The organism is Actinomadura madurae (assembly GCF_047130825.1).
In the GTDB taxonomy this organism is placed as follows: domain Bacteria; phylum Actinomycetota; class Actinomycetes; order Streptosporangiales; family Streptosporangiaceae; genus Spirillospora; species Spirillospora madurae.
The window spans coordinates 3,958,749-3,982,246 of sequence record NZ_CP083237.1; the positions used below are offsets into that span (position 1 = coordinate 3,958,749).

The following is a 23,498-nucleotide window of genomic DNA, read 5'->3' on the forward strand; positions in this document are numbered from 1 at the left end:
CACGCAACAGGGAGCCCCCACGATGCCCTCGGACGACGACGCCGAGATCCGCGCGGTGCTCCTGCTCGCCGCCTTTCTCGCCGATGAGGGAGAGCTCACCGATTACGACCGCGTCTACACCCGGGACGCCACCTGGTCGGCCGGGGGCACGACGCAAACCGGGCTCGAGGCGATCATCGCCGCGTCGCAGGGCCGCCGGGACTCGGGACTGACCGGCGCCGGATCGCACAACCGGCACGTCACGATGCCGGTCTCGGTGACCATCGACCACGACCAGGCCGAAGCCGTCTCCTACTTCATGTTCGTCACGTCGACCAACGCCACACCACAGATCAAAATGTTCTCCACATACCGCGACAAGCTCCGTCGCACCGAGAACGGCTGGCGAATCACCGAGCGCGTGAACCGGCCCGGGTGACCCGTTCCTCTTACAATGAACTAATGCTTTAGCACAGAGGATCCCCTAATCGAGAGGGGCTCACGACTCAGTGCTGCGACAGGACGGAATCGCATGGCCGGGGACAACGGAGACGGGGTCAAGCTCGCCGAGCAGATCGCGGAGCAGATCGAACAGCGCATCGTCGACGCGGGCTGGCCGATCGGCGAGATCATCGGCTCCGAAGCCTCCCTCATCGAGCAGTTCGGCGTGAGCCGAGGGGTCCTGCGGGAGGCGGTGCGGCTGCTGGAGCACCACGGGACCGCGCGGATGAGGCGGGGCCCCGGCGGTGGCCTGGTCGTGGAGGCTCCGCCTGCGCGCGCCGTCCGCCGTGCCGCGGCCCTGTACCTCCGTTATCGCCGTGCGGACGTCCAGACCGTCGTAGAAGCCCGCCGGGCGCTCGAGTTGAGCTGCGTCCGAATGGTCGCGCAGCAGGCACGCGACCCGCAGGTCGCCGCCAGGCTGCGCCGGATCCTCGACGCGGAGGTCGAGGTCACCAAGGCGTCGGGGTCGACCCGCTTCCTGCGCAGCTTCCACCTCGAACTGGCCGACCTGAGCGGGAACTCCGCCATCGGATTGTTCGCCGAGATCCTCATGGAACTCCAGTCCGAGTTCGTGAACGAGGCCAGGCGCCAGCCGGCGAGCGAAGAGGTGGTCACGGCGGACGCTCACGCGAGCCATCGCGCGCACCTGGCGATCTACAACGCCCTCATCTCCGGCGACGTGGAGCGAGCCACCTCGGTCATGGCCCGGCATCTCGACGCCATCTCGAAATGGACGCTCGAATACGCGGACCGGCAACACTGACTTAGGAACCTCACGAGAGCCTGACCACGACTTTCCCCGTATAGCGGCCCGCGAGCATCGCGCTGAACGCGGCGGGGCACGACTCGAGACCGTCCACGAAATCCTCGAGGGCGACGACGTCGCCGCTCCTCACCCAGCCGCCGACCTCGCGGCGGAAATCCGCCATCCGGTCGAGGTGGGTTCGCCAGAACAACCCCTGGACGAGCAGTCGCCTGAGCATGATCTCGTACCAGCCCGGTCCCGGCTCGGGCTCGGTGAGGCTGTACTGCGACACCTGGCCGCAGACCACGACCCGTCCGAACTCGTTCATGTGCTGCCACACGGCGTCCCGGACCCTGCCGCCGACGTTGTCGAAGTAGACGTCCACCCCATCGGGACAAGCGGCCGCCAATTGCTCGGCGAAGGAGGCGGACCGGTGGTCGGCACACACGTCGGCGCCGAGCCTGCGCTCCACGAGACGACACTTTTCCGGCCCACCGGCGACACCCACGACGCGCGCGCCGCGCAGCCTCGCCATCTGGACGACGAACGAGCCGACCGCGCCGGCCGCCGCGGAGACCACGAGCGTCTCCCCCGGCCGGAGACGCCCGATCTCCTCCAGCCCCACATAGCCGGTGAACCCGCTGACACCCAGCAGCCCCATCCAGACGCTCGCCGGCGCGAGATCGATGTCGATGGCCGTGAGATCGGCTCCGTCGGAGACCGCGTGCGTCTGCCAGCCACCATCGACCGAGGCGACGTGGGTCCCGACCGGGAACGCGGGGTTCTTCGAGGCGACGACCCTGCCCGACGCCGCCCCGTAGACGGTCTCGCCGATGCGCAGCTTCACCGCCTCGCCCGGGAGCGCCGGCGTCATCCGCACCCGGGCGGCCGGAGCGAGCCCGAGGTGCGTGTGCTCCACGACCACCTGGCCCTCATCCGGCTCGGGCACCGGCCCGTGCTCCAGGCGGAAGTCTTCGGCCACCGGAAGGCCGACGGGATGACGGGCGAGCACGTACCTCGTGTACGGCTTCGTCGCACCTTCGCTCACCGGACCACGAACCCCTTCCCTGATCACCAGTGCCCGACGTCCAGCCTCGGGTCGAGCCGGACGTCGACGAGCAAGGGCCCGCGGAGGTCCTGCGCCAGCTTCCCGACCTGGTCGAGCTCGTCGACCCGGGTGACCTTGAGCACCTGGGCCCCCATCGCCGAACCGACCTCGGCTATGTCGGGCCACTCGACGAGAGAGAAGTCAGGGTCGTCGCCGTGGTTCTTGAGCTTGGTGTACTCCGCACCGTACGCACCGTCGTTGAGCACTATCACCAGGAGCGGGACCTTGTGCCGGACCGCGGTGCTGAGCTCCCCCGCGGTCATCATGAAGCCACCGTCGCCCATGATCGCGACCGTCAGCCGCTCCGGCGACGCAACGGCCGCGCCGATCGCGGTCCCGAGCCCCAGCCCGATCGAGCCGAAGGTGCTGGTGTGGGTGAAGCGCAGCGGGTCGGTGACGGTCATGAACCGCCAGGCGGCCATGATGAACCGGCCCACGTCGGTGACGACGTTGCGGTCCGCCGGGAGGACCTTGTCGAGCCGGACCACGGCCGAGCGCACGTCGACGCAGCCGTCGGCGGACCTGTCCTCGAACTCGTCGATGGGCCGGTACGCCGTCAACCGCTCGCTGAACTTCCGCCCCCACCCGGAGCCCTCGAACTCGGCTTCGGTCAGCACCTCGGTGAGACGCCGGGCCACGGTCGCCGCGTCCCCGTGGACCACATGGTCGACCGGGGTGTAGAGACCGACGTTGGTCAGGTCGGTGTCGACCTGGAGGATCCGTTTGCCCTGCGTCAGTTCTCCGACGAACGTGGTGTAGCGGTTGAGCCCGGCGCCGAAGGCGAGAAGGCAATCGGCCTGCATGAGGATCTCGGTGCCGACGCTGGACGCCAGGCTGCCGCAGATCCCGACATTGAGGGGGTGCCCGGCGAACAGGTCGCGGCCGAGGAGTGTCGTGGCGACCGGGCAGCCGAGGAGCTCCGCCAGCGCCAGCAGGTCCTCGCGCGCTCCCGAGGCCGCTGCCCCACGGCCGGCGAGAATGACAGGGCGCTTCGCCCCGGCGATCAGGTCGAGCGCGCCCTCGAGCGTCTCCTCCTCGAGCGTGCCGTCCACCACGCGGGTCGCGGTCGGCACCCGGTTCCGCGGCGCGTCGGCCTCGCCCTGCATCAGCGCGTACGGCAGATTGAGGACCACCGGACGGCGCTCGGTCCGCGCCCGGTGGAGCGCCCGCCGGAGGTCGAACACGACCGACTCGGCGGAATAGACCCGCTCGTAGCCGGCGCCGGTCGGCGCCACCACCGCCCCGATGTCGATCATCTGGGTCCAGGTGCGCACCGGCGGGGTGTCTCCGGTCAGCACCACGATCTCGCTGCGGTTGCGGGCCGCCTCCGTCAGCGCGGTCACGGTGTTGGTGATGCCCGGACCGTGCGTCACGCTGGCGAAGGCGACCTCGCCGGTCATGCGGAAGTAGCCGTCCGCGGCCGCGACCCCGCCCGCCTCGTGAGTGGCACCGACGAACCGCCGGCCCAGCGCTCCGGAGTAATAGGCGACGAACTGCATGTTCGCATCACCCATCAGACCGAACGCGGTGTGGACACCTTGCTCGACCAGCTCGGCGGCCAGTGCCTGGTATGCCTTCATCTGATGTCGCTCATCTGATGTCGCTCTCCTCGTCGGGGGAACCTGCGCCTCAAGGGGTCCTCGCGGCTCACCCGCTCACAGAAGGGCGAAATCGACCGTGTGGATCACTCCGGTGTATTCGAACGGTGCGGCGTAGTCGTCGGAGACCGGCGCGAGCCTGTCGCCGCCGATCTCGAGTCCGGTCCAGGAAATCATGACCGGCATCGTGCTCTCCAGCGTTCCCTGTCCCAGGGGGACACCGTCCGCGAGCAAGGTGACGGTGCCGCCGGTTCCTTCGGCCTCCTTGCGGAATTGGACGGTCAGCTTGGTGGCCGACTCGGGGATCGGCTCGGCGGTGGACACGACCGTGTGCCGGGAGAAGTAGTTGTAGTCGAGAACGAGCTTTCCGTCGCGCACGTAAACCACGTAGCCCGAAGCGACGTTGCCGTGCGCCACGAGCACGCCTTCGTGCCCACGCGAGAATTCATCGATGGTCACGTCGATGTCCCAGGACCGTCGGACGAGCCTCGGCGCTCCACGGTGATGCACGTGGCTGATTCCGTTGTGGAACCGGAAGGACGTCTTGCCGGCGGAGGCGCCCGGCTTACGGTTCCGCTGGGTGGCCAGCAGCTTGGTCCACCGGTCGTCGAGTGGCAGCACTCCGTATTTCTCGGCCTCGGACCACCACAGCTCTACCATTTCTTTCAGCTTGTCCGGGTGCTCCCGCGCGAGATCGACGGCCTCGGAAAGGTCCTCGTCGACGTGGTAGAGCTCCCATTCGTCCTGGTCGAAGTCAGCGCCCTGCGGGTGATGAGCGACCGCCTTCCAGCCGTCCTGCCAGATCCCGCGGTGCCCGATCATCTCGAAGTACTGCGTCCGGTGATTCGTCGGAGCCGCGGCGTCGGCGAAGCTGTACAGCATCGAATGGCCGTGCACGGGCATCTGCTCGACGCCCCGATAGGTCTCCGGAGCTTCCAGGCCCAAGGCTTCCAGTGTCGTCGGCATGACGTCGATCGCATGATGGAACTGAGTGCGGATCCCACCGGACTCCGCGATCTGGCCGGGCCACGAAACGATGAACGGAACACGGACCCCGCCGGCGTGGGCATTCTGCTTGTAGCGCTTCAGCGGAGTGTTGCTGGCCTGCGCCCAGCCCCACGGATACAGGCTGCGGGAGCGGCGGGTGCCGATCTCGTCGATCCTCGCCAGTGACTCCTCCAGCGTCGGTGTGATGCCGTTGACGAAGTGAGTGTTGTCAACGACGCCGCCCGGCCCGCCCTCCTGACTGGCACCATTGTCGGAAATGAACAGGAAGAGCGTGTTCTCGAACCGCCCGAGCCGTTTCAGCTCCGCGATGATCCTGCCGATCTGGTCGTCGGTATAACTCAGCATCGCGGCATAGGCCTCTTGGAACCGGGCCATCAGGCGTTTCTCGTCCGGACTGAGGTCCGCCCACGCCGCGACCCCGTCATTCCGGTCGACCAGTTGGGTACCCTCCGCGACGATGCCCAGCTCACGTTGACGCTCGAAGCGCGCGCGCCGGATCTCGTCCCAACCTGCGTCGTAGAGCCCCCGGAACCGCTGGAGGTACTCGTCGGGAGCCTGGTGCGGGGCGTGTGCGGCGCCAAGCGCCAAGTAGAGGAAGTACGGCTTCTCCGGTGCGAGGGACACCTGACTGCGGATCATCCCGATCGACCGGTCGATGAGGTCGGCCGTGAGGTGGTAACCCTCGTCGCGCGGAGGTTCGACCGAGTGGTTGTCGGCTACCAGCGTCGGCGCGAACTGATCGGTCTCGGCATCCTGAAAGCCGTAGAATCGGTCGAATCCGCGACCCAGTGGCCACTGGTCGTAGGGACCGATCACGGTGGCCTCGTCGGCGGGTGTCAGATGCCATTTGCCGACGCAGAACGTGTTGTACCCGTAGTCACGCAGCAACTCCGGCGCGAGCGTGGCGGCCCGGCTGATGCCACCACGGTAGCCGGGGAATCCCGTGTCATATGCCGTGAGGCTGCCCATCCCCACCGAGTGGTGGTTGCGGCCGCTCAGCAAGCACGCGCGCGTCGGTGAGCACAACGGCGTCACGTGGAAATTGGTGTAGCGCAGGCCTCCACTCGCGAGTGCGTCGATGTTGGGTGTCGGGATCTCCGATCCATAGCACCCGAGGTCGGAGAATCCCACATCGTCGAGAACGAGGTACACGATGTCCGGACTCCCGTCCGGCGGTAGCTGGGGCGTCGGCCACCACGGTTGCGAGTCGGCCACATAGCGGCCGATCTTGCCCTGAAAGCCACGCCGGTGATCAGTTGCCTCTTTCGCCATATCTCTCACTCCCCACCAGGAATAATCCTGCACGCAAGCGCTAGAAAGTATTCTTTTTATGCCGGTTGTTTCGGCTCAGACCTGACCGACCTGAATCTGCTTGATCTCCAGGAGTGCCAGGACGGACTCCAGGCCGCCCTCCCGCCCGAGGCCGGACTTCTTGTAGCCCCCGAAGGGCACCAGCAGGCACGCCCCGCCCATGTTGAGGGTGATGGTGCCCGCCTCGATGCGGCCCGCGATCGACAGCCCACGTTCCTCATCGCGGGTGAAGATGCCCGCGGCGAGGCCGTACTCGGTGTCGTTGGCCATCACGATCGCCTCATCGATGGTGTCGTAGGCCTGCAGGGTGATGACCGGCCCGAACACCTCCTCCCGGACGATCCGCATGTCCGGGTGGACGTCGGCGACGAGTGTCGGCTCGACGAAGTAGCCGTGCGGCATCGACTCCGGCCGGCCCCCACCGGTGAGGATGGTGGCGCCTTCGTCGCGCGCGATGCGGATGTAATTCTCGACCTTGCTCCGATGGCCTGCCGAGACGAGCGGTCCGACCTGGGTGGCACGGTCGCTCGGGTCGCCGATGACAAGGGATGAGTAGAACTCGGTGAGCGCGGTGCGCCACTCCTGCTCCATCGCCCTGGGCACGAAAAGCCGGGAGTACGTCGTGCAGACCTGCCCGGCCTGACTCATCGTCCCGGCGAACACGACGTGCGCGTCCTTTGCGGGGTCCAGGTCGTCGAGGACGATTCCCGGGGACTTGCCCCCGAGTTCGAGGGTCACGTCGGTGACGTTCTCGGCCGCGTCCTTCATGATCCCGATTCCGGCGGCCGTACTGCCGGTGAAGGAGATGTGCCGGAACTCCGGCCGGGAGGTGATGCCCTCCAGGGGTGGGCGGTCGGCCGGCAGGAAACTCACCAGCCCCTTCGGGATACCGGCCGCCTCGATCGCGTCCGCGATGAGGAAACTGTTCATCGGGCTTTCGAACGCGATCTTGATGACGACCGGGCAGCCGGCGAGCAGTGCCGGCGCGAGCTTGACCAGGGTGATCGCGAAGGTCGTGTTCCACGGGACGATCCCGAGCACCGGCCCCACCGGCTCGTGCACGACGAGCGCCTCGACGTCCCCGACCCGGCGGCGCTCGACACCCGGGGGAAGCTGCTGAGCGAACTGCACGTAGCTCCGCACAATGGCCGCCCCGCGGGCCGCCAGCATTCTGCCCGGACCGACGAGACCACCAAAATCGTTGATGTGGACGGTCGCGATATCCTCAGCGCGCTTTTCGAGCTCCTGGGCGAGCCGCTCCAGGTATTCCGCCCGCTCCACATAGGTGAGGCCGCGCCAGGGGCTGGCCGCGAACGCGTCGGTCGCGGCCGCGATCGCACGATCGGCGTCGGCCATGCCCGCCTCGGGAACGGACCCGATGATCTCCTCGGTGCAGGGATTGACGATGTCGATGCGCGCCTCTGTCGAGGGTTCGACCCACTCACCGCCGATGAAGAGCTTGTCCCGAGTGAACAGGGTCCTGTCGATCCCGGTCATGACTGCTGAGCCAGTACGCCCGCGGCTTGCGGGACGGCCAATGCGGGCGACGGCTCGACCTCTCGAAGCGGGGCGGGGCGTTCGAGGCCAAGCGTGTCGCGGAGTGTCGATCCTTGGTATTCGGTGCGGAAGCAGCCGCGGTCCTGGAGTTCGGGCACCAGCAGGTCGCAGATCCGGTCCAGCCCTTCGGGCATGTACGGCGGTGTGATGGTGAATCCATCGCATGCCCGCTGGTCGTACCATTTCTGCATCTGGTCGGCGATACCGCTCGCGGTGCCCCGCAGCAGCTGATGGCTGGCCGACTTGGTCCGGGTCCGGATCAGCTGACGCAGCGTCGGCTTGTCCTGGGTGATGATCTGGTACATGTTCCGATACCGGCTGGCGTTGAGCATCGTGCTGCGCGCCGCGTCCTCGACAGTGGGCAGCCGCTCCACGGGGATCGGTTCGTCGAGATCCAGACCGGTCAGGTCGGCACCGATGAGCTGGAAGCTGAGATCGGCCAGGCCGACCTCGACGGTGATGAGATCGGCGAGCATCTCGGCGATCTCATCGGCCTCCGCCTGGGTCTCACCGACCACCGGGATGAGCCCGGGCAGGACCGTGACCGCGCCGGGCGGACGCCCGAACTCGGCGACACGGCCCTTGAGCTTGGCGTAGAAGGAGACCGCGCCCTCGATATCGCTCTGCGAGGCGAAGACCACCTCGGCATTACGGGCGGCGAAAGCGATGCCCTCTTGCGACTGCCCCGCCTGGACGATGACGGGATGGCCCTGCGGCGAGCGCGGCATCGTCAGCGCGTCCTGGACCGTGAAGTGGGCGCCCTCGAACCGCGGGTGGTGGATCTTGCTGTGATCGGCCCACACCCCCCGCTCCCGGTCCATGACGACCGCGTCGTCCTCCCACGCATCCCACAGCAGCCGGGTGACATCAAGGAATTCCTGCGCCCGCGCGTACCGCTCCGCTTTCGCCGGCATCGTCGCATTGAAATTCTGCGCGCCGCTGTAGGACGTCACCACGTTCCACCCGACCCGCCCCTTCGACAGAAAGTCGAGCTGGGCCATCATCCGCGCGGTGTTATACGGCTCGGTGAAAGTGGTCGACACGGTCGCGATGAGACCCACATTCCGGGTCACCGCACTCAACGCACCCAGCGTCGTCAAAGGCTCATAAGGACACAGGTCAGGATTCACCGGGTCATCATCGAACGAGGCCTTGTCCGAAATGAAGATCGCATCGAACTTCGCCTCCTCCGCCCGCCGCGCGGAATACGTCGCCATCTCCAAACCCAGCAGGTCCTCGACCCCACTGCCCGGCCGCCGCCAGCTGTGCGTGAAACGACCGACCGGATTGAAGAACAACACCAAGCTCAACTGACCCTCGCGGTGTTCCATGGGTCATCTCCTCATGCGCTGGAAGCTGGAAGGCGGCGTGGGCACGATTCAGGCCGGTGGTCCCGAAGGTCCGCTCACCGTCACTCATAAGAGTGTCCTCATCCTGGTCACTCCATGACACCGCCGAATGCTCGCGGTGTCCAATGCACTTCACGGCTGGTTTCATGCATTGAGTGCATGCGTGATCGCTGTCCAGTGGCGGCAAGGCGGGAGCGCAGCCGACCGCCGGCAAGGCTCGCTGCTTCCGCAGCCAAAAATAGGTATCCTCTTAATCAGGAGCTAGCGCGGTCGCCGGCCCTTGGCCCCGGCGGACGACGACCGCACTCGTCACCGCGCAGCCAATGCTCAGCCAGGAGGTTCCACCGCCGTGCGCCACTGCTGCCCACCGTCCCGATCACCCCGTGAGCCCCGTGCGGCCCTCGACGCTCCCACCACGGGCGCCACCAACACCAACGGGCTTATCACCTTGCCGGGCGGCACGTTCCGGATGGGAACCGACGCTGCGGACGGGTTCCCCGACGACGGCGAAGGCCCGGTGCGCGAGGTGACCGTGGAGCCGTTCGCCATCGACGCCTACGCCGTGACCAACGCTCGCTTCGCCGAGTTCGTCGATGCGACCGGGTACCGCACGGAGGCCGAGGCGTTCGGCTGGACCTACGTGTTCGCGAAGTTCGTGCCCGCCCCCCTGCGCCGAGGTGCGCCGCGGCCGGAGCAGGCACCATGGTGGCTGGCCGTCAGGGGCGCGTCTTGGCGCGCACCGGAGGGCCCGGGCAGCGATGTCGAGACGCGTCAGGACCACCCGGTCGTGCACGTGTCCTGGAACGACGCGGTCGCCTACAGCCGCTGGGCCGGGCGCCGCCTGCCCACCGAAGCCGAATGGGAGTACAGCGCCCGCGGCGGGCTCGACCAGGCGCGCTACCCGTGGGGTGACGAGCTCACGCCCGGCGGTGAACACCGGTGCAACATCTGGCAGGGCCGCTTTCCCGTGCACAACACCGAAGAAGACGGCTACGCCGGCACCGCACCCGTCGATGCGTTCGCGCCGAACGGTTTCGGCCTGTACAACGTGTCCGGCAACGTCTGGGAGTGGTGCGCCGACTGGTTCAACCCCACCCACCGCTCGATGCGCGGCGGGTCGTACCTGTGCCACGAGTCCTACTGCAACCGCTACCGCGTCGCCGCCCGCACCGGCAACACCCCCGACAGCTCCAGCGGCAACACGGGCTTCCGCACCGCCGCCGACGTCTGACAGCCCGAACTGTCTCGTCCCTAGTTATGGTCGACCAGGCCCCAGGAGTGGGCGGTGTCGACGTCGATCGGCGCTCCGGTGAGCGCTAGGTGCAGGGTGCGCCAGCGGCCGATGCGGCGCGGGATGCTGACCGTTCCGCCCGCCCCCGGGATCAGCCCCATGGACACCTCCGGCAGGCGGAACGTGGTGCCGGGCCTGGCGGTCACCGTCCCGGCGAACGCGGGGATCTCGATGCCGGCGCCGACGCAGGCGCCGTGCAGCCGCGCCGACGTCCGCCCGGCGAGGCGGTGGACCAGCCGCCCGGCGCCCGCGCGGGTCCGGACGAGATGGGCGGTGGCCAGGTCGGGTGCGGTGCCGAACTCATCGAGATCGCCGCCGGAGCAGAACGCGGGCCCTTCCGCGTCCAGGACGACGTGCCCGATATCGCTGTCGAGGAGCGCGACCTGAAGGGCGTCCACCAGGGCGTCACGCACTTGCCGTCCGTAGGCGTTGCGGCGCTCGGGCCGGTTGAGGGTGATGCGCAGGGTTCCGGGCTCCGGGTCGTCCCGGACCACCAGCACCGGATCCTCCACCACGGGCGGCAGGGGACGCGGGCCGCGCTGCTTGAGCCAGCGCACGAACTCCGGGCCGCCGAGCAGGGTGGAGTAGGCGAAGGACTCGACGTCCAGAGCGGCGGGGACGGGCATCGACTCGGTGGTGCGCAGCACATCGCGCAGTACCAGTGACGCCAGCGGATTGCCCGTTACCGCCCGGTGCAGTTCGCCGAGCGCCGCTTCGGGGTCGTCGACGACGACGATTTCCCGGCCCGTCGCGGCACCTGGAGGGGCGAGGGTGAGGTCGAGCGCCCGCGACAGTCCGGTGGACGCCCCGCCGCCGGGCAGCAGGCCGATCAGCACGCGGTCGCCGTCGCGTGCCCGCCGCGTCGCGGCCCGCAGGGTCGCGGGGTCGGCGGCGCCGCCCAGATCGACGGCCATGAGCGGGGCGAGCACGGATCCGTGGCCGTCCATCAGCGGGCCGTCGGCGGCGCCGTCGGCGAACTCGGCCAGGGACAGGCGCGGTGGTCCGCCCATCGCTCACCTCGCAATACAGACTCCGGGGAGTGAATGCCGGAAAGTGTATCTTCGGCTCATGCCGATCGATCCGTGCCGGGTGACCGGAGATCACCGCAGGTGAACGCGGTGGGGGCGGAGGCGTGGGCGGCCTCCGGGGTGGTGGCGCTGACCGGACGCCCGGACGGGCCGCCGCTCGTGCCGCCGGGGAACGGCGCCGCCACCGCGCGGGCGCTGGCCGAGCGGTTCTCCGACCACACCAGCCGGACGGGACGTGCGGTGTGCGTGGACGGGCCCCGGCTGCTGTCCGAGCGCGCAGCCCTCCTCGGCCTGCGGCGACGCGGCGGCGTGTCGGCGGGCGGTGCGTGCAGGCTGCTGCCCACGGCCGACGGGTGGGCGGCGGTCTCCTGCGCGCGTCCCGACGATCCGGCGCTGCTGGGCGCGCTGGCCGGCACCGAGGTCGGGGACGACCCATGGCCCGCGCTCGGCGCGTGGCTCCGCGAGCACACCGGAGCCGACCTGACCGAACGTGCCCGCCTGCTGGGGGTGGCGGCCGGCGCGGTGGCGCGGCGGCGTTCCCCGGCGCCGCTTCCCGAACCGCTGGAGCCGTGCACCCTGGAGGGGGCGCTGGTGGTCGATTTCAGCGCGCTGTGGGCCGGGCCGCTGTGCGCGCACCTGCTGGGACTGGCCGGGGCGCGGGTGGTGAAGGTGGAGACACCGGCCCGCCCGGACGGCGCGCGGTACGGCCATCCCGGCTTCTACCGGTTGCTGCACGCCGGCCACCGCTCGGTCGTCCTCGACCCGGGCGCCCCCGCCGGAAGGCGCGCGCTGTCCGCCCTGGTGGACGCGGCCGACATCGTCATCGAGGCGTCCCGCCCGCGTGCCCTGGCCCGGTTCGGCTTGGACGCCGGGGCGGCCGTGGCCGCCGGCACCACCTGGGTGTCGATCACCGCCCACGGACGCGACGACGACGGGATCGGCTTCGGCGACGATGTCGCGGCCACCGCCGGCCTGGTCTGCCGCGAGCGGGACGGGGCCCCGCTGTTCTGCGGGGACGCTCTGGCCGACCCGCTGACCGGGCTCACCGCCGCCGTGCTCGCCTCCACGGCCCCGCCCGGCGGTGGCGGCATGCTGTGGGACGTGGCGATGTCCGACGTCGTGGCCGCCACCCTTGGCACCGATGATCCGGACATCCCCTCGCCCGCCGCCACCCGGGACGGGGACGGCTGGGCCGTCGACACCGCGGACGGGCCGGTGCCCGTCGCCCTCCCGGCCGTCCGCCGAGCCGCCGGACCCGCCGCAGCGATGGGCGAACACACCCGCGAGGTGCTGCGCGAGCTGGGGATCGCTGCCCCGTGAAGGAGACGGGGTTGCTGCTGCGGGACGCCGAGCTCGACGGCGGTCCGCGGCGCGCCGACGTCCGCATCGCCGGAGACAGGATCGCCGAGATCGGCCACAGCCTGCCGCGCCGTCCCGGCGAGCGCGTCGTGGAGTGCCGAGGCGGCGCCCTGATCCCCGGGCTGTGCGACCATCACCTGCACCTGCACGCACTCGCGGCCCGCCGCCACTCCGTCCCTTGCGGGCCTCCCGAGGTCAGCGACCACGCCGGGCTGGCCGCCGCCCTCTGGGACGCGGCCCCCGACGAGCACGGCTGGATCCGCGGCACCGGCTACATCGAGACCGTCGCCGGTGACCTGGACGCCGCGGCCCTGGACCGGCTCCAACCGCACCGTCCCCTCCGCGTCCAGCACCGCAGCGGCGCCCTGTGGATGCTCAACACCGCCGCCCTGACGGCCACCGGGCTCGCCACCGCGGGCCACCCCGGCATCGAACGCGACCCGCACGGCACACCCACCGGACGGCTATGGCGGGCCGACGCCTGGCTGCGCACCCGCCTGCCGCCCTCACCTCCGCTGCCGCTCGACGACGTGGCGAGGGAGCTGGCCGGGTTCGGCATCACAGCGGTCACCGACGCCACCCCCGACCTCGGTCCCGCCGCGCTGGCCGCCTTCGACCGCGCCGTGGCCGGCGGGACGCTCCCCCAGCGCCTCCACCTCCTGGGCGCCCCCCTGGACGCCCCCACCACCGACCCCCGCATCAGCGCCGGCCCCTACAAGATCGTGATCGCCGACTCCGCCCTGCCCGGTCTCGACGACCTCGGCGACCGCATCCGCGCCGCGCACGACCGGGGCCGTCCCATCGCCGCGCACTGCGTCACCCGCGAGGCGCTGGTGCTCCTGCTGGCCGCACTCGACCAGGCAGGACCGGCCTTCGGCGGCGACCGCGTCGAGCATGCCGCCCTCGTCCCGGCCGAGCTGATCGACGACATCGCCCGGCGCGGCGTGCGCGTGGTCACCCAGCCCGGCTTCATCGCCGATCGGGGTGACGACTACCTGCGCGACGTCGCAGCCGAAGACCACCGCGACCTCTACCGGTACGCGTCGCTACGAGCGGCCGGGGTGCCGGTCGGCCTCTCCAGCGACGCCCCGTACGGGCCACTGGACCCCTGGCAGGTGATGACCGCGGCCGTCCACCGCCGCGCCCGATCGGGAACGACCGTCGGGCCGGCCGAACGCATCGCCCCGCTCACCGCCCTGCACGCCTACCTCACCCCACCCGAAGAACCGGGCGGACGGATCAGGACGGTCCAGGCCGGTGCCCCCGCCGACCTGCTTCTGCTGCACGTCCCGCTCACCGAAGCACTCCACCGCCCCAGCGCGGCGCTCGTGCGAACGGTGGCGATCGAAGGCCGCCTGGTCCTCTAGACCCTGGAAGGCGGAGCCTGAAGCCCGCCCCGTGGTGGGCCTTCAGCGGCGTCCAGAGCATCTCGATACGCGATCACCGTCCCGCTCGACCGGGCCCGTCCGGTACGGCGAGGAAGCGCGACAGGCGGGTCCTCGGCCCCGCCGGGCTCACGGCTCGGCGGGGGCGAGGACCCGTCCGGTCAGGTCAGTCGTAGTAGTTGGGCTGGGACTGGGCGTTGAGCACGTCCAGCCTGACGCGCTTGGCCCGGTCGGTGCGCGGGTCACGGAGGTCGATGACGTCCAGGCCCCGCTGGATCTCGTTGGAGTAGATGTAGCCGTTGTAGTAGTACGTGGACCACGTGCCGGCCAGGTACTGCAGGTTGTCCGCCCACGGACCGCGGTCGAGCCAGGCGATCTCCTTGGGGTTCCGGGAGTCGGTGAAGTCCATGACCGAGATGCCGCCCTGGTACCAGGACTGCACCATGATGTCCTTGCCCTTCACCGGGATCAGCGAGCCGTTGTGGGCCACGCAGTTCTCGTTGTCGGTGTTGTGCCGCGGGATCTTGTAGTAGCTGCGGAACTTCAGCTTGCGGTGCTTGCCCTTGCCGACGATGTCGTAGATGGCGTTGGCGCCCTTCTCCTGACCGATCGTCGGGTTGCAGGTGGCCGCGGAGCCGCCGCCCAGCTCGTCGGTGAAGACGATCTTGTTGGCGCGGTTGTTGAACGTCGCCGAGTGCCAGAACGCGAAGTTCTCGTCGTCGCGCACGCTGGTGATGGTGCGCGGCTTGAGCGGGTCGGAGATGTCGAACAGCACGCCGTCGCCCATGCACGCCCCGGCCATCAGGTCCTTGTCGGGGTAGGCGGTGAGGTCGTGGCAGCCCGAGGTGGCCCTGGTCTGGCCGGGCCACGGCGTGTCCGGGGGGTCACCCGGGTTGCCGCCGTCCGGGAACAGCACCGGCTCGGCCGCCACGCTCGCCGCGGTCGGGTTCCGCAACGGGACCTTCACGATCGAGATGAGGTCGTGCGGAGGCCGGCAGTCCGGGTAGGTGTCGCTCGGGTTGTACGACGACACGTAGATGTAGGCCGTGCGCTTGCCCGGGACGAGGGTGTTGGTGTGGGAGCCGCACTTGGTCTCGACGGCCTTGACGTAGCGCGGGTTGCGCACGTCGCTGATGTCGAAGATCTTGATGCCCTCCCACGCCGTCTTGTCGGTCGCGGGCTTGGCCACGGACTGGCACGAGTCGTCGCTCCGCGAGCTGTCCGTCGACAGGAACAGCAGGTTCCCGGCGATGGACACGTCGTTCTGGGATCCGGGGCAGTGCACGACCGTGACGACCCGCGGCTTCTGGGGTCGGCTGATGTCGTAGACCGTGAAGCCCTCGTAGTTCCCGCCGAAGGCGTACCGGCCCTTGAAGGCCCAGTCCGAGCCGTACGCGGCGGGTGCGGCGAGCGGCCCCTGCTTGGGGATGTTCGCCAGATGATGCATGTTGGGCGTCTTGCTGATCTCGTCCCCGGCCGGGCCGGCCGAGGCCGCCGGGACGAACGCGGCCGAGATCACCAGCACAAGGCCCGAGAGGGTCCCCAAGAGGCTTCTGCGTCTGGTACGTCGCTTGATAACTGGCGGCACCCTGACTCCTTTGTCTCCATGACCCCCGAGAACAGGCTCGATTCTGGAGTATCGAGGGTTTCGAGATGTCTGTACAGGTTTGAGCTTGTATATCGGCATTTTTTGATCAAAGGACCCTTTTGCTCTGGTCCGTTCTGCGGGTACGGTCCGGGTGGCCGGCTGGACGTGGGAGGTTCGATGCGGCACCGGATCGCGGTGGTGGGCGTGGCGGTCGCGATGGCCGCCGGCACCCTGACGGCTTGCAGCGGCGACGCCGAACCCGAGGCGGCCCCGTCGAGGTCCGTGCTGGTCCCGGGCCGGCCGGGCGAGCCCAACAAGACGCAGGTCGCGGGTCCGCGCAAGGCCGCGCCGCCCACCGCGGCCGAGGTCGGGTTCGTGCAGATGATGATCCCCCACCACGCGCAGGCGCTGGAGATGTCCGCGCTGGCCCCGTCCCGGGCCTCTGACCAGCGGGTTCGGTCGCTGGCCTCCCGCATCGACGCGGCGCAGAAGGTTGAGATCGAGACGATGCGGTCGTGGCTGAAGCAGAACGCCGAGGCCGTCCTGAAGGCGCACGGCCGCAATCACGGCGCGCACACCGGCATGGCGGGAATGGCCACGCCGGAGCAGTTGAAGCAGCTGCGGGACGCGCGTGGCGGGACGTTCGACGAGCTCTACCTCAAGCTGATGATCACCCATCACCAGGGCGCGCTCACCATGGCCAAGGACGTCCTGGACAAAGGCACCGACGTCACCGTCCAGCAGATGGCACGCGACGTCCAGTCCACCCAGCTGGCCGAGATCGACCGCATGAACGACCTGCTGGCGAGCTGACCGCGATCAACCCACTATCGGTCAGACGTTGATCACGATGCGGCCGCGGATTTCGCCTTTGAGGAGTTTTGCGGCGAGTGCGGGGACGTCCTTGAGGGCGGCGTCGTTGACCACGGTGCGCAGTTCGTCGGCCGTGAAAAGGTCGTTCAGCGTGACCAGGCTTCGTGGCGCAAGGCGATCGGGGCGTTCACCGAACCGACGCCCAGCAGCGAGACGTTGCGCAGGATGAAGGGCATCACCGTCGCCGGCAGCCCCGGGCCTGGTTCTACGCGCGGTTCCTGGCCCCACCCGGTGAGTTAGGTCTGGCCCCACCCTGTGGCTGGGCGATACCTGTTCAGTGGGTTTTGGCCCCACCTGGGGTGGTGGGGTGAGACGCTGCGGCTGCCCGGGAGCACCTGGGGGTGGGCGTGGTGCGTGACCACAAGCTGGAGATGTTCGCGGCCATCCGCAGGGATTCGCGGCGTGAGGGCTTGTCGGTGCGGGCGCTGGCCAAGAAGTACCGGGTGCATCGGCGGACGGTGCGTGAAGCGCTGGCCTCGGCGTTTCCGGCTCCGCGCAAGAAGCCGCCGCCGCGGTCCTCGCGGTTGGATCCGTTCAAGCCGGTGATCGACCAGATCCTGTGGACGGACCTGGATGCCCCGCGCAAGCAGCGGCATACTGGTGCGGCGCATCTTCAACCGCCTGGTCGCCGAGCGGGAGATGGAGGGGGTCTCCTACTCCACCGTCGCCAACTACGTGGCCTGGCGCAAACCGCAGTCATGGCCGAGGCGGGCCGGGGCTCGCCGCCCGAGGTGCCCATCGACCAGGTTCATCGGCCCGGTGCCGAGGCCGAGGTCGACTTCGGGGACGTGTGGATCATCTGGCCGGGACGATGACCAAGTGCTTCCTGTTCGTCTTGCGGCTGTCGTATTCGGGCAAGGCGGTGCATCGCGTCACGGCCTCGGCCGGGCAGGAGGCCTACTTCGAAGGACACGTGCACGCCTTCAGGGTGCTGGGCGGCGTCCCGACCGGCAAGGTCCGCTACGACAATCTGCGGGCCGCGGTCACCAAGGTGGTCGGACTGTCGTGGGCCCGGGTGGAAAATCAGCGCTGGGTGGCGTTTCGCTCGCACCACCATCTGGAGGCGTTCTACTGCCGTCCCGGCAAGGACGGGGCGCACGAGAAGGGCGGGGTGGAGGGTGAGGTCGGCCGGTTTCGCCGCAACCACCTGGTGCCCGTTCCCGTCGTTGAGTCGTTGGCGGAACTGAACGCGATGATCGCCGAGTGGGAGGCGGAGGATGACCAGCGGCGGATCGGGTCGCGGGCCCGGACCGTCGCCGCCGACTTCGCCGTTGAGCAGCCGCTGCCGGCGCCGCTGCCGGACGAGCCGTTCGAGACCGGCCGGGTGTTTCATCCCCGGGTGAACCGCCGCTCGCAGATCTGCGTCCGGATGAACTACTACTCGGTGCCGGTCCGCCTCATCGGGCGGCAGGTCAGGGTGCTGTTGCACGCCTCGGAACTGGTGGTGTTCGACGGCCGCACCCAGGTCGCCCGGCACGAGCGGCTGGTCGCCAAGCACCAGTGTCGGCTGGACCTGGACCACTATCTGGAGATTCTGATGCGCAAGCCCGGCGCGTTGCCCGGGTCGACCGCGCTGGAACAGGCCCGCCAGGCCGGCAAGTTCACCCCGGTGCATGACGCCTGGTGGGCCGCGGTCCGCCGGGCCCACGGCGACGCCGAGGGCACCCGGGCGCTGATCGAGGTGTTGCTGCTGCACCGCAGCATGGCCCACGAGCACGTGGTCGCCGGTATCGCGACCGCGTTGCGGGTCGGCGCCCTGACTCCGGCCATGGCCGGCTTCCGGGTCAAGTACGTGCTGGCCGCCAAGTTGGTCAACGAACTGGTCGAGGCCGCCGACGAGCTGGTGCTCAACAAGACCATCACCCGCTACGGCCCCCTCGACCTGCTCTGCATCGATGAACTGGGCTACATGGAACTCGACAAACGCGGCGCCGACCTGCTCTTCCAGGTCCTCACCGAACACGAGGAGAAGGCCAGCGTCGCCATCGCCTCCAACGAGAGTTTCGGCGCCTGGACCAACACCTTCACCGACCCCCGCCTCTGCGGCGCCATCGTCGACCGGCTCACCTTCAACGCCACCATCATCGACACCGGCAGCGATTCCCACCGCAGGGCCCACACCCGAGCCCGGCAGGCCACCGAACCCGCCTGACCGCAGTTCCGCGGTCCCATTCCGATCAGGACGAACCGGTTCGGCGGGACCAGTCACCAGCCGGGAGCAGCGGCTCGTGCTCAGCGACGAGGTGGAGGAGGAAGGATGCGTCACGCCGACTGGGGGGTGCTGTCCCCGCGGTGGGCCGGGATCGGCAGCCAGGAGATCGACGTCTGCGGAACCAGCGTGCACTATCTGAGCGCCGATGCCGGCCAGGCGGGGCCCACCCATCTGCTGATCCATCCGATGGCGGGCAGCGCGTCGATGTTGCTGGACCTCATCGCGCCGCTGAGCACGCTCGGGCCGGTCATCGCCCCCGATCTGCCGGGAACGTTGTTCGGCCACACCGGCTCGCCGCACCCTCGGGCGGCCAAGGCCGAGCCGAACGCACGCTTCATGAGCGCCTTCGCCGCCCGGCTGGGCGTCCAGGACGCGGTCGTCCATGGTTGGTCCATGGGTGGGCTGGTGGCGGTGCTGTTCGCCGGTTCGGCCCCCGAGCGAGTCGGACGGGTCGTGCTCGCGGCTCCCGCACTGCCCGGTCCGCTGCCCGCCGGCGAGGTGCTGTTCTGGCGCACCCTGGGCAGGCTGGGCCTGGCGGTCGGGCCACCGGCCGCGCGGGCCGTGCTGCGCCTGACCGGTCGACGCCTGCTCGACCTCAAGCTGAAAATGGTCACCGACTCGGCCAACCGGTCGGGCGGCAAGGCAGTCGGCGGCGACCTGTCGTGGTTGTCACCGGACATGACAGCGCTACTGAGCGCCGAAGTGCGCAGCGCGCAACCGCAGCAGCTCGGGGATGCCGTCACGGCCTTCGCCTCGGTGATGTCGGCCTTGTTCATCGACCAGCGGCCCATCCACCGGGCGATCGCCGCCGTGAACGCGCCCGTGCTGCTGCTCTGGGGTGACCAGGACGCCCTCATCCCCCAAAGCACGATCGACGATCTGGCCAGACGCCGACCCGACTGGGAACGGCGCGTCTTCGCAACAGTCGGGCATCTCCTGCCGCTGGAAGCGCCAGGCGGCTACGTCAAGGCGGTCGGCCAGTGGCTGGCCGCTGGGGAAGACTCGCCCTGATCATTTGTGTTCGGCCGGTCTGCTGACTCAATCCCCCAGCGGGGTGGAGCCAATTCTCGTTCGCCGAATCACCGGGCCGCCGGCCAGGCCGCAGGCCGCGACCGCCCCGCCGTAGCGGACCTGGGAGAGCACGTTGGCCAGGGTGGGCCCGCCGACGCTGTCGATTCCGGCGGCCCACCGCTGCTTGGCCAGGGGTTTCGGCTCGCCGGTGAGCGACTCGCGCTCCACGACCGCGGCGGCCCCGACCTCCTTCAGGTAGGCGTGCTCCTTCTGCTTGCCGGTCGCGGCGTGGACCTCGTATCTGCCCCCTCATCCACCTCCACGACCCCGGCCACCTGTGGCTGTGAAACACGATCAGCGCCGCCACGAACACCCTCGTCCACCCCGGCCGACGCCCGGCGGGCGGTGTGTACGGCGTTGGGGGTATTTGCGGAGTCTCCCGTGGGCGGATGTGGTGGGACGGACCTTGCGGCCAACGTGTGCGGCATCGCAGCACAGCCAGCTGGAAGGAATCCGCCATGAAACAGCGCACAGCGTTGCGGTTCGTCGCATCCGCCGCCGGGACGGTCGTTCTGTTCTCGGGTGTCGGCCTCACCGCGCAGGCGTCCGCCGAGACGGCCGCGCGTCCCGCAGCCGCGTCCACCGTCCTGGAGACGCGGGCGGTGACCGCTTGGATCGAGAGGAACGCGCATCGGCTCGGGACGGTCGATCCGGTTGCGCCGCTGGACGACCTGGAGCCCCTGCGGCGTTCGGTGGGGAACGCCTCGATCGTCGGCCTGGGCGAGCCGCAGCACGGGCTGCGGGAGGTGACCGCCCTCAAGCACCGCACCTTGCGCTACCTGGTGGAGCGGATGGGGTTCCGGTCCATCGCCTGGGAGGACGACTGGACGCTCGGCCTGGAGATCGACCGGTACGTCCGCACCGGCGAGGGGGACATCGACGCGCTCCTGCGGCGGACGAGCGGCGCCTGGGCCAACCGCGACACGGCGGACGCGCTCAACTGGCTGCGCGACTTCAACAAGGGACGCAAGAAGAGCGACCAGGTCAGGTTCGTGGGCGTGGAGTACTACACGACCTGGCTCCCGGCCTACGACATCGTCGACGCGCACGTCGCGAAGGCCGCGCCGTCGCTCGTCCCCGAACTGCGAAGGCACATGGAGTGGCTCCGGCCGACGAAGCCGGACGCCTGGGCCCACGCCGGCTGGTACATGAACGAGGTGAAGGACAAGAAGCCGTACGTCGAGCACGCCCGCGACCTGTACGACATGGTCGAGCGGCTGCCGCACCGGCCCGGCGACCGGGCGTACTCGCTGGCGGTGCACGCCGCCAAGCAGATTCGTTCCTTCTATCTCAACTACTACATTCCGCGTGAGACGTCCTATGCCTTCCGGGACGCCCGCGCGGCGGAGAACCTGCGCTGGTGGCGCGGCCGTCACCACGGCAAGGTCGTGTACTGGGCGGCCACCCCGCACACCGCCGTCGCTCCGGGCATGCGCCTGTTCAGCCCGGAGCAGGGCGAGATGGCCTTCGCGAGCGTCGGGTCGTACCTGCGCCGTTGGTTCGGGGACGGCTACCGGTCGATCGGGTTCACCTTCGACCACGGGACGATCGCCGGGGAAAGCGGGACGGTCGAGATGCCGCCGCCGCGCGAGGGGTGGGTCGAGCGCCCGTTCGGTCAGGCCACCCGCTTCGACCAGCTGCTCATGGACCTGCGCGTGGACGCGCCCGCGCCGGTGCGCGAGTGGCTGCGGTCTCCGATCGCCACGCGCGGTATCGCCACCGAGACCCCTGAACTTCCCTACGACTCCTACGCCACCGGCGGCACCGTGCGGCAGTGGTTCGACCTGGTCGTCCACCGCCAGGCGGTCACCCCCGCACGACCGCTCTAAAAGTCGGGGCGCGGGGCGGGGGTTGTGCAGGCAAGAGGCCCCTTGGTGCACAACATCCTCGGAGGTAGCTTCCCTGCGGTCACTAGCAGGCCCCCACCATTCGAGGACTCCCGTGCGCGTCATCAGCACCACGTCCATGAAGTCAATGCGTCTCGCGACCCTGTCCGTGGGGCTCGGGTTGGCGCTCACCGCCTGTCCCGGAGGAGACGGAGAAAAGGAGAAAGGGGGCGGCGGGTCAGGCGCCTCGTCCGAGGCGACCCTCGGCCGGAGAGATGCCGTCATCGCCCGCGAAGGGCTCTTCGGCGGGCTGTCCATCACCGACACCCGGGCCAGCAAGTACCGCTTGGAGGTGCTCGGCCTTGAGCGGCGGGGCGAGTTCACGAAGCTGCGGGTGGCGGTCAACTACCTGGACGAAGGCGGCAGGGGAAGCAACCTCGGCTTCGGCGGCTATGAGCTGCTCGATCCGGTGGGCCGCAAGCTGTACAAGGCGATGGCCCACTACGAGCTGAGCCCCCGCGAGCTGTTCTTCACCAGGGGCGTCCGGTACGAGTCGGACATCTGGTTCCCCGCCCTTCCGTCCACGGTCAAGCAGGTCTCGGTGTTGACGCCGGGCAGCACCTCGGAGCTGCCCGGCGTCACGGTGACCGACGGCCCGGCCGCGCCGCCGCCGGGAGCGACGCCGCCGGGCCCCACCGTCTCCGGGACCGCCGGTCCGGAGCCGGGCCAGACCAAGGTGTACGCCGTCGAGCCGCCGGCCCCGGGCACCGAGCCCGTCGTCAAGGACCTCTACGACCAGATCGACGGGGAGAGCGGAACGTCGACGACCGGTGCCGGGACGCAGATCGAGGGCCTGCGCAGCGACGTCCTGTTCGCTTTCAACTCGGACAGGCTCTCCGCCAAGGCCCAGGGCATCCTCGACAAGATCGCGCAGGAGATGGCCCAGCGTGCCGACCCCTCCAAGCCGGTGACGATCGAGGGCCACACCGACGGCAAGGGCACCCGGAGCTACAACCAGAGCCTCTCGGAGCGCCGCGCGAGGGCGGTGCAGGCGGCGATCGCGCCCAAGCTCGGGCAGGTGCGGTTCGCGGTCTCGGGCAAGGGGGCGGACGAGCCGCTGGTCGAGGAGGAGAAGAACGGCGCCGACGATCCCCAGGCCCGAGCCCGCAACCGGCGGGTCGAGATCTCCTACGGCCTCAAGGCCGGGGACCCCGGAGCCGCCGGAGGGACGGGCGGCGCGGCGGGCGCGGGACGTCCCGCGGAGTTCCGGGCGGCCCCGGGCGGGGTCGTCGCCGAGCGCCGGGCCGACGGCCGCAACAGCATCGGCGAGCCGGTGCCGTTCCGGCTGCGCGTCCACCCCTTCTACCGGGACGGCGCCTTCCTGGTCGGGGTGGTGGAGGCGACCAGCGAGGCCGAGGGGGTCGAGCCGGCCGCCTTCGGCGGCGAAGGGATCTTCGGCGGTCAGGGGGTGAACGGGTTCAGCGTCACCGACGGCTCGGGGAAGACCTACCTGCCGGTGCGCACCGCTCCCCAGGGAAGCGAGGAGGAAGGGACGTACGTCGGCTCGGCCACCATGTACTGGCGGCCGAAGACGCCGTACCGCTCGTACGTCTACCTGACGGCGCCGCCCGCCGGGACCAAGACCGTCACGCTCGACGCCGTGAGCTTCGGCAAGATCCCGAACATCCCCGTCTTCGGCGGATAGGGGC

The 23,498-nt window shown here is 69.7% G+C and carries 18 protein-coding genes and 1 pseudogene; 11 read left to right on the forward strand and 8 right to left on the reverse strand.

Annotation, left to right across the window (positions count from 1 at the left end; translation table 11 throughout):
• Window positions 1-22 precede the first annotated feature (22 nt).
• Both K8Z49_RS17875 and K8Z49_RS17880 read left to right on the forward strand, forming a co-directional pair.
• Window positions 23-418 (forward strand): nuclear transport factor 2 family protein, encoded by a 396-nt coding sequence (locus K8Z49_RS17875; protein WP_021594000.1) that lies wholly within the window; start codon window positions 23-25, stop codon window positions 416-418.
• 93 nt (window positions 419-511) lie between these two features.
• Complete coding sequence (locus tag K8Z49_RS17880) at window positions 512-1,243, forward strand: FadR/GntR family transcriptional regulator (protein WP_412519846.1); 732 nt, start codon at window positions 512-514, stop codon at window positions 1,241-1,243.
• Window positions 1,244-1,253: 10 nt separating this feature from the next.
• Here K8Z49_RS17880 and K8Z49_RS17885 read toward each other — a convergent pair whose 3' ends face one another.
• From K8Z49_RS17885 to K8Z49_RS17905, 5 genes are all read right to left on the reverse strand, one after another.
• On the reverse strand, window positions 1,254-2,273 hold the full coding sequence (locus K8Z49_RS17885) for an NADP-dependent oxidoreductase (RefSeq protein WP_024934068.1): 1,020 nt from the start codon (window positions 2,271-2,273) through the stop codon (window positions 1,254-1,256).
• Between the two features lie 23 nt (window positions 2,274-2,296).
• Complete coding sequence (locus K8Z49_RS17890) at window positions 2,297-3,913, reverse strand: thiamine pyrophosphate-binding protein (RefSeq protein ID WP_412519848.1); 1,617 nt, start codon at window positions 3,911-3,913, stop codon at window positions 2,297-2,299.
• 75 nt (window positions 3,914-3,988) lie between these two features.
• Window positions 3,989-6,211 (reverse strand): arylsulfatase, encoded by a 2,223-nt coding sequence (locus tag K8Z49_RS17895; RefSeq protein ID WP_075023057.1) that lies wholly within the window; start codon window positions 6,209-6,211, stop codon window positions 3,989-3,991.
• Window positions 6,212-6,286: 75 nt separating this feature from the next.
• On the reverse strand, window positions 6,287-7,747 hold the full coding sequence (locus K8Z49_RS17900) for an aldehyde dehydrogenase family protein (RefSeq protein ID WP_021594005.1): 1,461 nt from the start codon (window positions 7,745-7,747) through the stop codon (window positions 6,287-6,289).
• The gene (locus K8Z49_RS17905; protein WP_075023056.1) at window positions 7,744-9,138 is read right to left on the reverse strand and encodes an NtaA/DmoA family FMN-dependent monooxygenase; all 1,395 of its coding nucleotides are present in this window, start codon (window positions 9,136-9,138) and stop codon (window positions 7,744-7,746) included. The genes K8Z49_RS17900 and K8Z49_RS17905 overlap by 4 nt, the downstream gene beginning before the upstream one ends.
• A 367-nt stretch (window positions 9,139-9,505) precedes the next feature.
• On the opposite strand from K8Z49_RS17905, the gene K8Z49_RS17910 reads away from it, so the two are divergent.
• Window positions 9,506-10,387 (forward strand): formylglycine-generating enzyme family protein, encoded by an 882-nt coding sequence (locus tag K8Z49_RS17910; protein WP_033329904.1) that lies wholly within the window; start codon window positions 9,506-9,508, stop codon window positions 10,385-10,387.
• Window positions 10,388-10,407: 20 nt separating this feature from the next.
• Here K8Z49_RS17910 and K8Z49_RS17915 read toward each other — a convergent pair whose 3' ends face one another.
• Complete coding sequence (locus tag K8Z49_RS17915; RefSeq protein ID WP_412519851.1) at window positions 10,408-11,457, reverse strand: enoyl-CoA hydratase-related protein; 1,050 nt, start codon at window positions 11,455-11,457, stop codon at window positions 10,408-10,410.
• A 99-nt stretch (window positions 11,458-11,556) separates the two neighbouring features.
• On the opposite strand from K8Z49_RS17915, the gene K8Z49_RS17920 reads away from it, so the two are divergent.
• Window positions 11,557-12,795, forward strand: a complete 1,239-nt coding sequence (locus K8Z49_RS17920; protein ID WP_412519853.1) for a CoA transferase — start codon at window positions 11,557-11,559, stop codon at window positions 12,793-12,795.
• Complete coding sequence (locus K8Z49_RS17925; RefSeq protein WP_412519855.1) at window positions 12,792-14,201, forward strand: amidohydrolase family protein; 1,410 nt, start codon at window positions 12,792-12,794, stop codon at window positions 14,199-14,201. The genes K8Z49_RS17920 and K8Z49_RS17925 overlap by 4 nt, the downstream gene beginning before the upstream one ends.
• A gap of 184 nt (window positions 14,202-14,385) precedes the next feature.
• On the opposite strand, the gene K8Z49_RS17930 is transcribed toward K8Z49_RS17925, so the two are convergent.
• Window positions 14,386-15,744, reverse strand: a complete 1,359-nt coding sequence (locus K8Z49_RS17930) for an LVIVD repeat-containing protein (RefSeq protein ID WP_021591896.1) — start codon at window positions 15,742-15,744, stop codon at window positions 14,386-14,388.
• Between the two features lie 240 nt (window positions 15,745-15,984).
• Here K8Z49_RS17930 and K8Z49_RS17935 point away from each other — a divergent pair, with 240 nt between their 5' ends.
• The 4 genes from K8Z49_RS17935 to K8Z49_RS17950 all read left to right on the forward strand — a co-directional run bounded on the left by K8Z49_RS17935 (window position 15,985) and on the right by K8Z49_RS17950 (window position 19,903).
• Complete coding sequence (locus tag K8Z49_RS17935) at window positions 15,985-16,620, forward strand: DUF305 domain-containing protein (protein ID WP_075023052.1); 636 nt, start codon at window positions 15,985-15,987, stop codon at window positions 16,618-16,620.
• A 410-nt stretch (window positions 16,621-17,030) separates the two neighbouring features.
• Window positions 17,031-17,495 carry a hypothetical protein gene (locus K8Z49_RS17940; RefSeq protein ID WP_412519857.1) on the forward strand — a complete coding sequence of 155 codons (465 nt, stop codon included), beginning with the start codon at window positions 17,031-17,033 and terminating at the stop codon, window positions 17,493-17,495.
• Window positions 17,471-18,832 (forward strand): ATP-binding protein, encoded by a 1,362-nt coding sequence (locus tag K8Z49_RS17945; protein WP_412519859.1) that lies wholly within the window; start codon window positions 17,471-17,473, stop codon window positions 18,830-18,832. Before K8Z49_RS17940 ends, K8Z49_RS17945 begins: the two co-directional genes overlap by 25 nt.
• 105 nt (window positions 18,833-18,937) lie before the next feature.
• Entirely contained in the window at window positions 18,938-19,903 is a 966-nt protein-coding gene (locus tag K8Z49_RS17950; protein WP_412519861.1) for an alpha/beta fold hydrolase, read from the forward strand.
• Between the two features lie 27 nt (window positions 19,904-19,930).
• Here K8Z49_RS17950 and K8Z49_RS17955 read toward each other — a convergent pair.
• Window positions 19,931-20,188 (reverse strand): annotated as a pseudogene (locus K8Z49_RS17955) (hypothetical protein); the annotation flags it as partial.
• Window positions 20,189-20,421: 233 nt separating this feature from the next.
• Between K8Z49_RS17955 and K8Z49_RS17960 the strand changes: the two are divergent.
• Both K8Z49_RS17960 and K8Z49_RS17965 read left to right on the forward strand, forming a co-directional pair.
• Complete coding sequence (locus K8Z49_RS17960) at window positions 20,422-21,792, forward strand: erythromycin esterase family protein (protein WP_412519863.1); 1,371 nt, start codon at window positions 20,422-20,424, stop codon at window positions 21,790-21,792.
• A gap of 136 nt (window positions 21,793-21,928) precedes the next feature.
• Window positions 21,929-23,494: an OmpA family protein gene (locus K8Z49_RS17965; protein WP_412519865.1), complete on the forward strand. Its 1,566-nt coding sequence runs from the start codon at window positions 21,929-21,931 to the stop codon at window positions 23,492-23,494.
• The last annotated feature ends 4 nt before the right edge of the window (window positions 23,495-23,498 follow it).

What these genes read in the sequence shown, in the direction of transcription:
- K8Z49_RS17875 (WP_021594000.1), top strand. Translation starts at nt 23, where the DNA reads ATGCCCTCGGACGACGACGCCGAGATCCGCGCGGTGCTCCTGCTCGCC.
- K8Z49_RS17880 (WP_412519846.1), top strand. Translation starts at nt 512, where the DNA reads ATGGCCGGGGACAACGGAGACGGGGTCAAGCTCGCCGAGCAGATCGCG.
- K8Z49_RS17890 (WP_412519848.1), bottom strand. Translation starts at nt 3,913, where the DNA reads ATGAAGGCATACCAGGCACTGGCCGCCGAGCTGGTCGAGCAAGGTGTC.
- K8Z49_RS17895 (WP_075023057.1), bottom strand. Translation starts at nt 6,211, where the DNA reads ATGGCGAAAGAGGCAACTGATCACCGGCGTGGCTTTCAGGGCAAGATC.
- K8Z49_RS17900 (WP_021594005.1), bottom strand. Translation starts at nt 7,747, where the DNA reads ATGACCGGGATCGACAGGACCCTGTTCACTCGGGACAAGCTCTTCATC.
- K8Z49_RS17905 (WP_075023056.1), bottom strand. Translation starts at nt 9,138, where the DNA reads ATGGAACACCGCGAGGGTCAGTTGAGCTTGGTGTTGTTCTTCAATCCG.
- K8Z49_RS17915 (WP_412519851.1), bottom strand. Translation starts at nt 11,457, where the DNA reads ATGGGCGGACCACCGCGCCTGTCCCTGGCCGAGTTCGCCGACGGCGCC.
- K8Z49_RS17935 (WP_075023052.1), top strand. Translation starts at nt 15,985, where the DNA reads ATGCGGCACCGGATCGCGGTGGTGGGCGTGGCGGTCGCGATGGCCGCC.
- K8Z49_RS17950 (WP_412519861.1), top strand. Translation starts at nt 18,938, where the DNA reads ATGCGTCACGCCGACTGGGGGGTGCTGTCCCCGCGGTGGGCCGGGATC.
- K8Z49_RS17960 (WP_412519863.1), top strand. Translation starts at nt 20,422, where the DNA reads ATGAAACAGCGCACAGCGTTGCGGTTCGTCGCATCCGCCGCCGGGACG.
- K8Z49_RS17965 (WP_412519865.1), top strand. Translation starts at nt 21,929, where the DNA reads ATGAAGTCAATGCGTCTCGCGACCCTGTCCGTGGGGCTCGGGTTGGCG.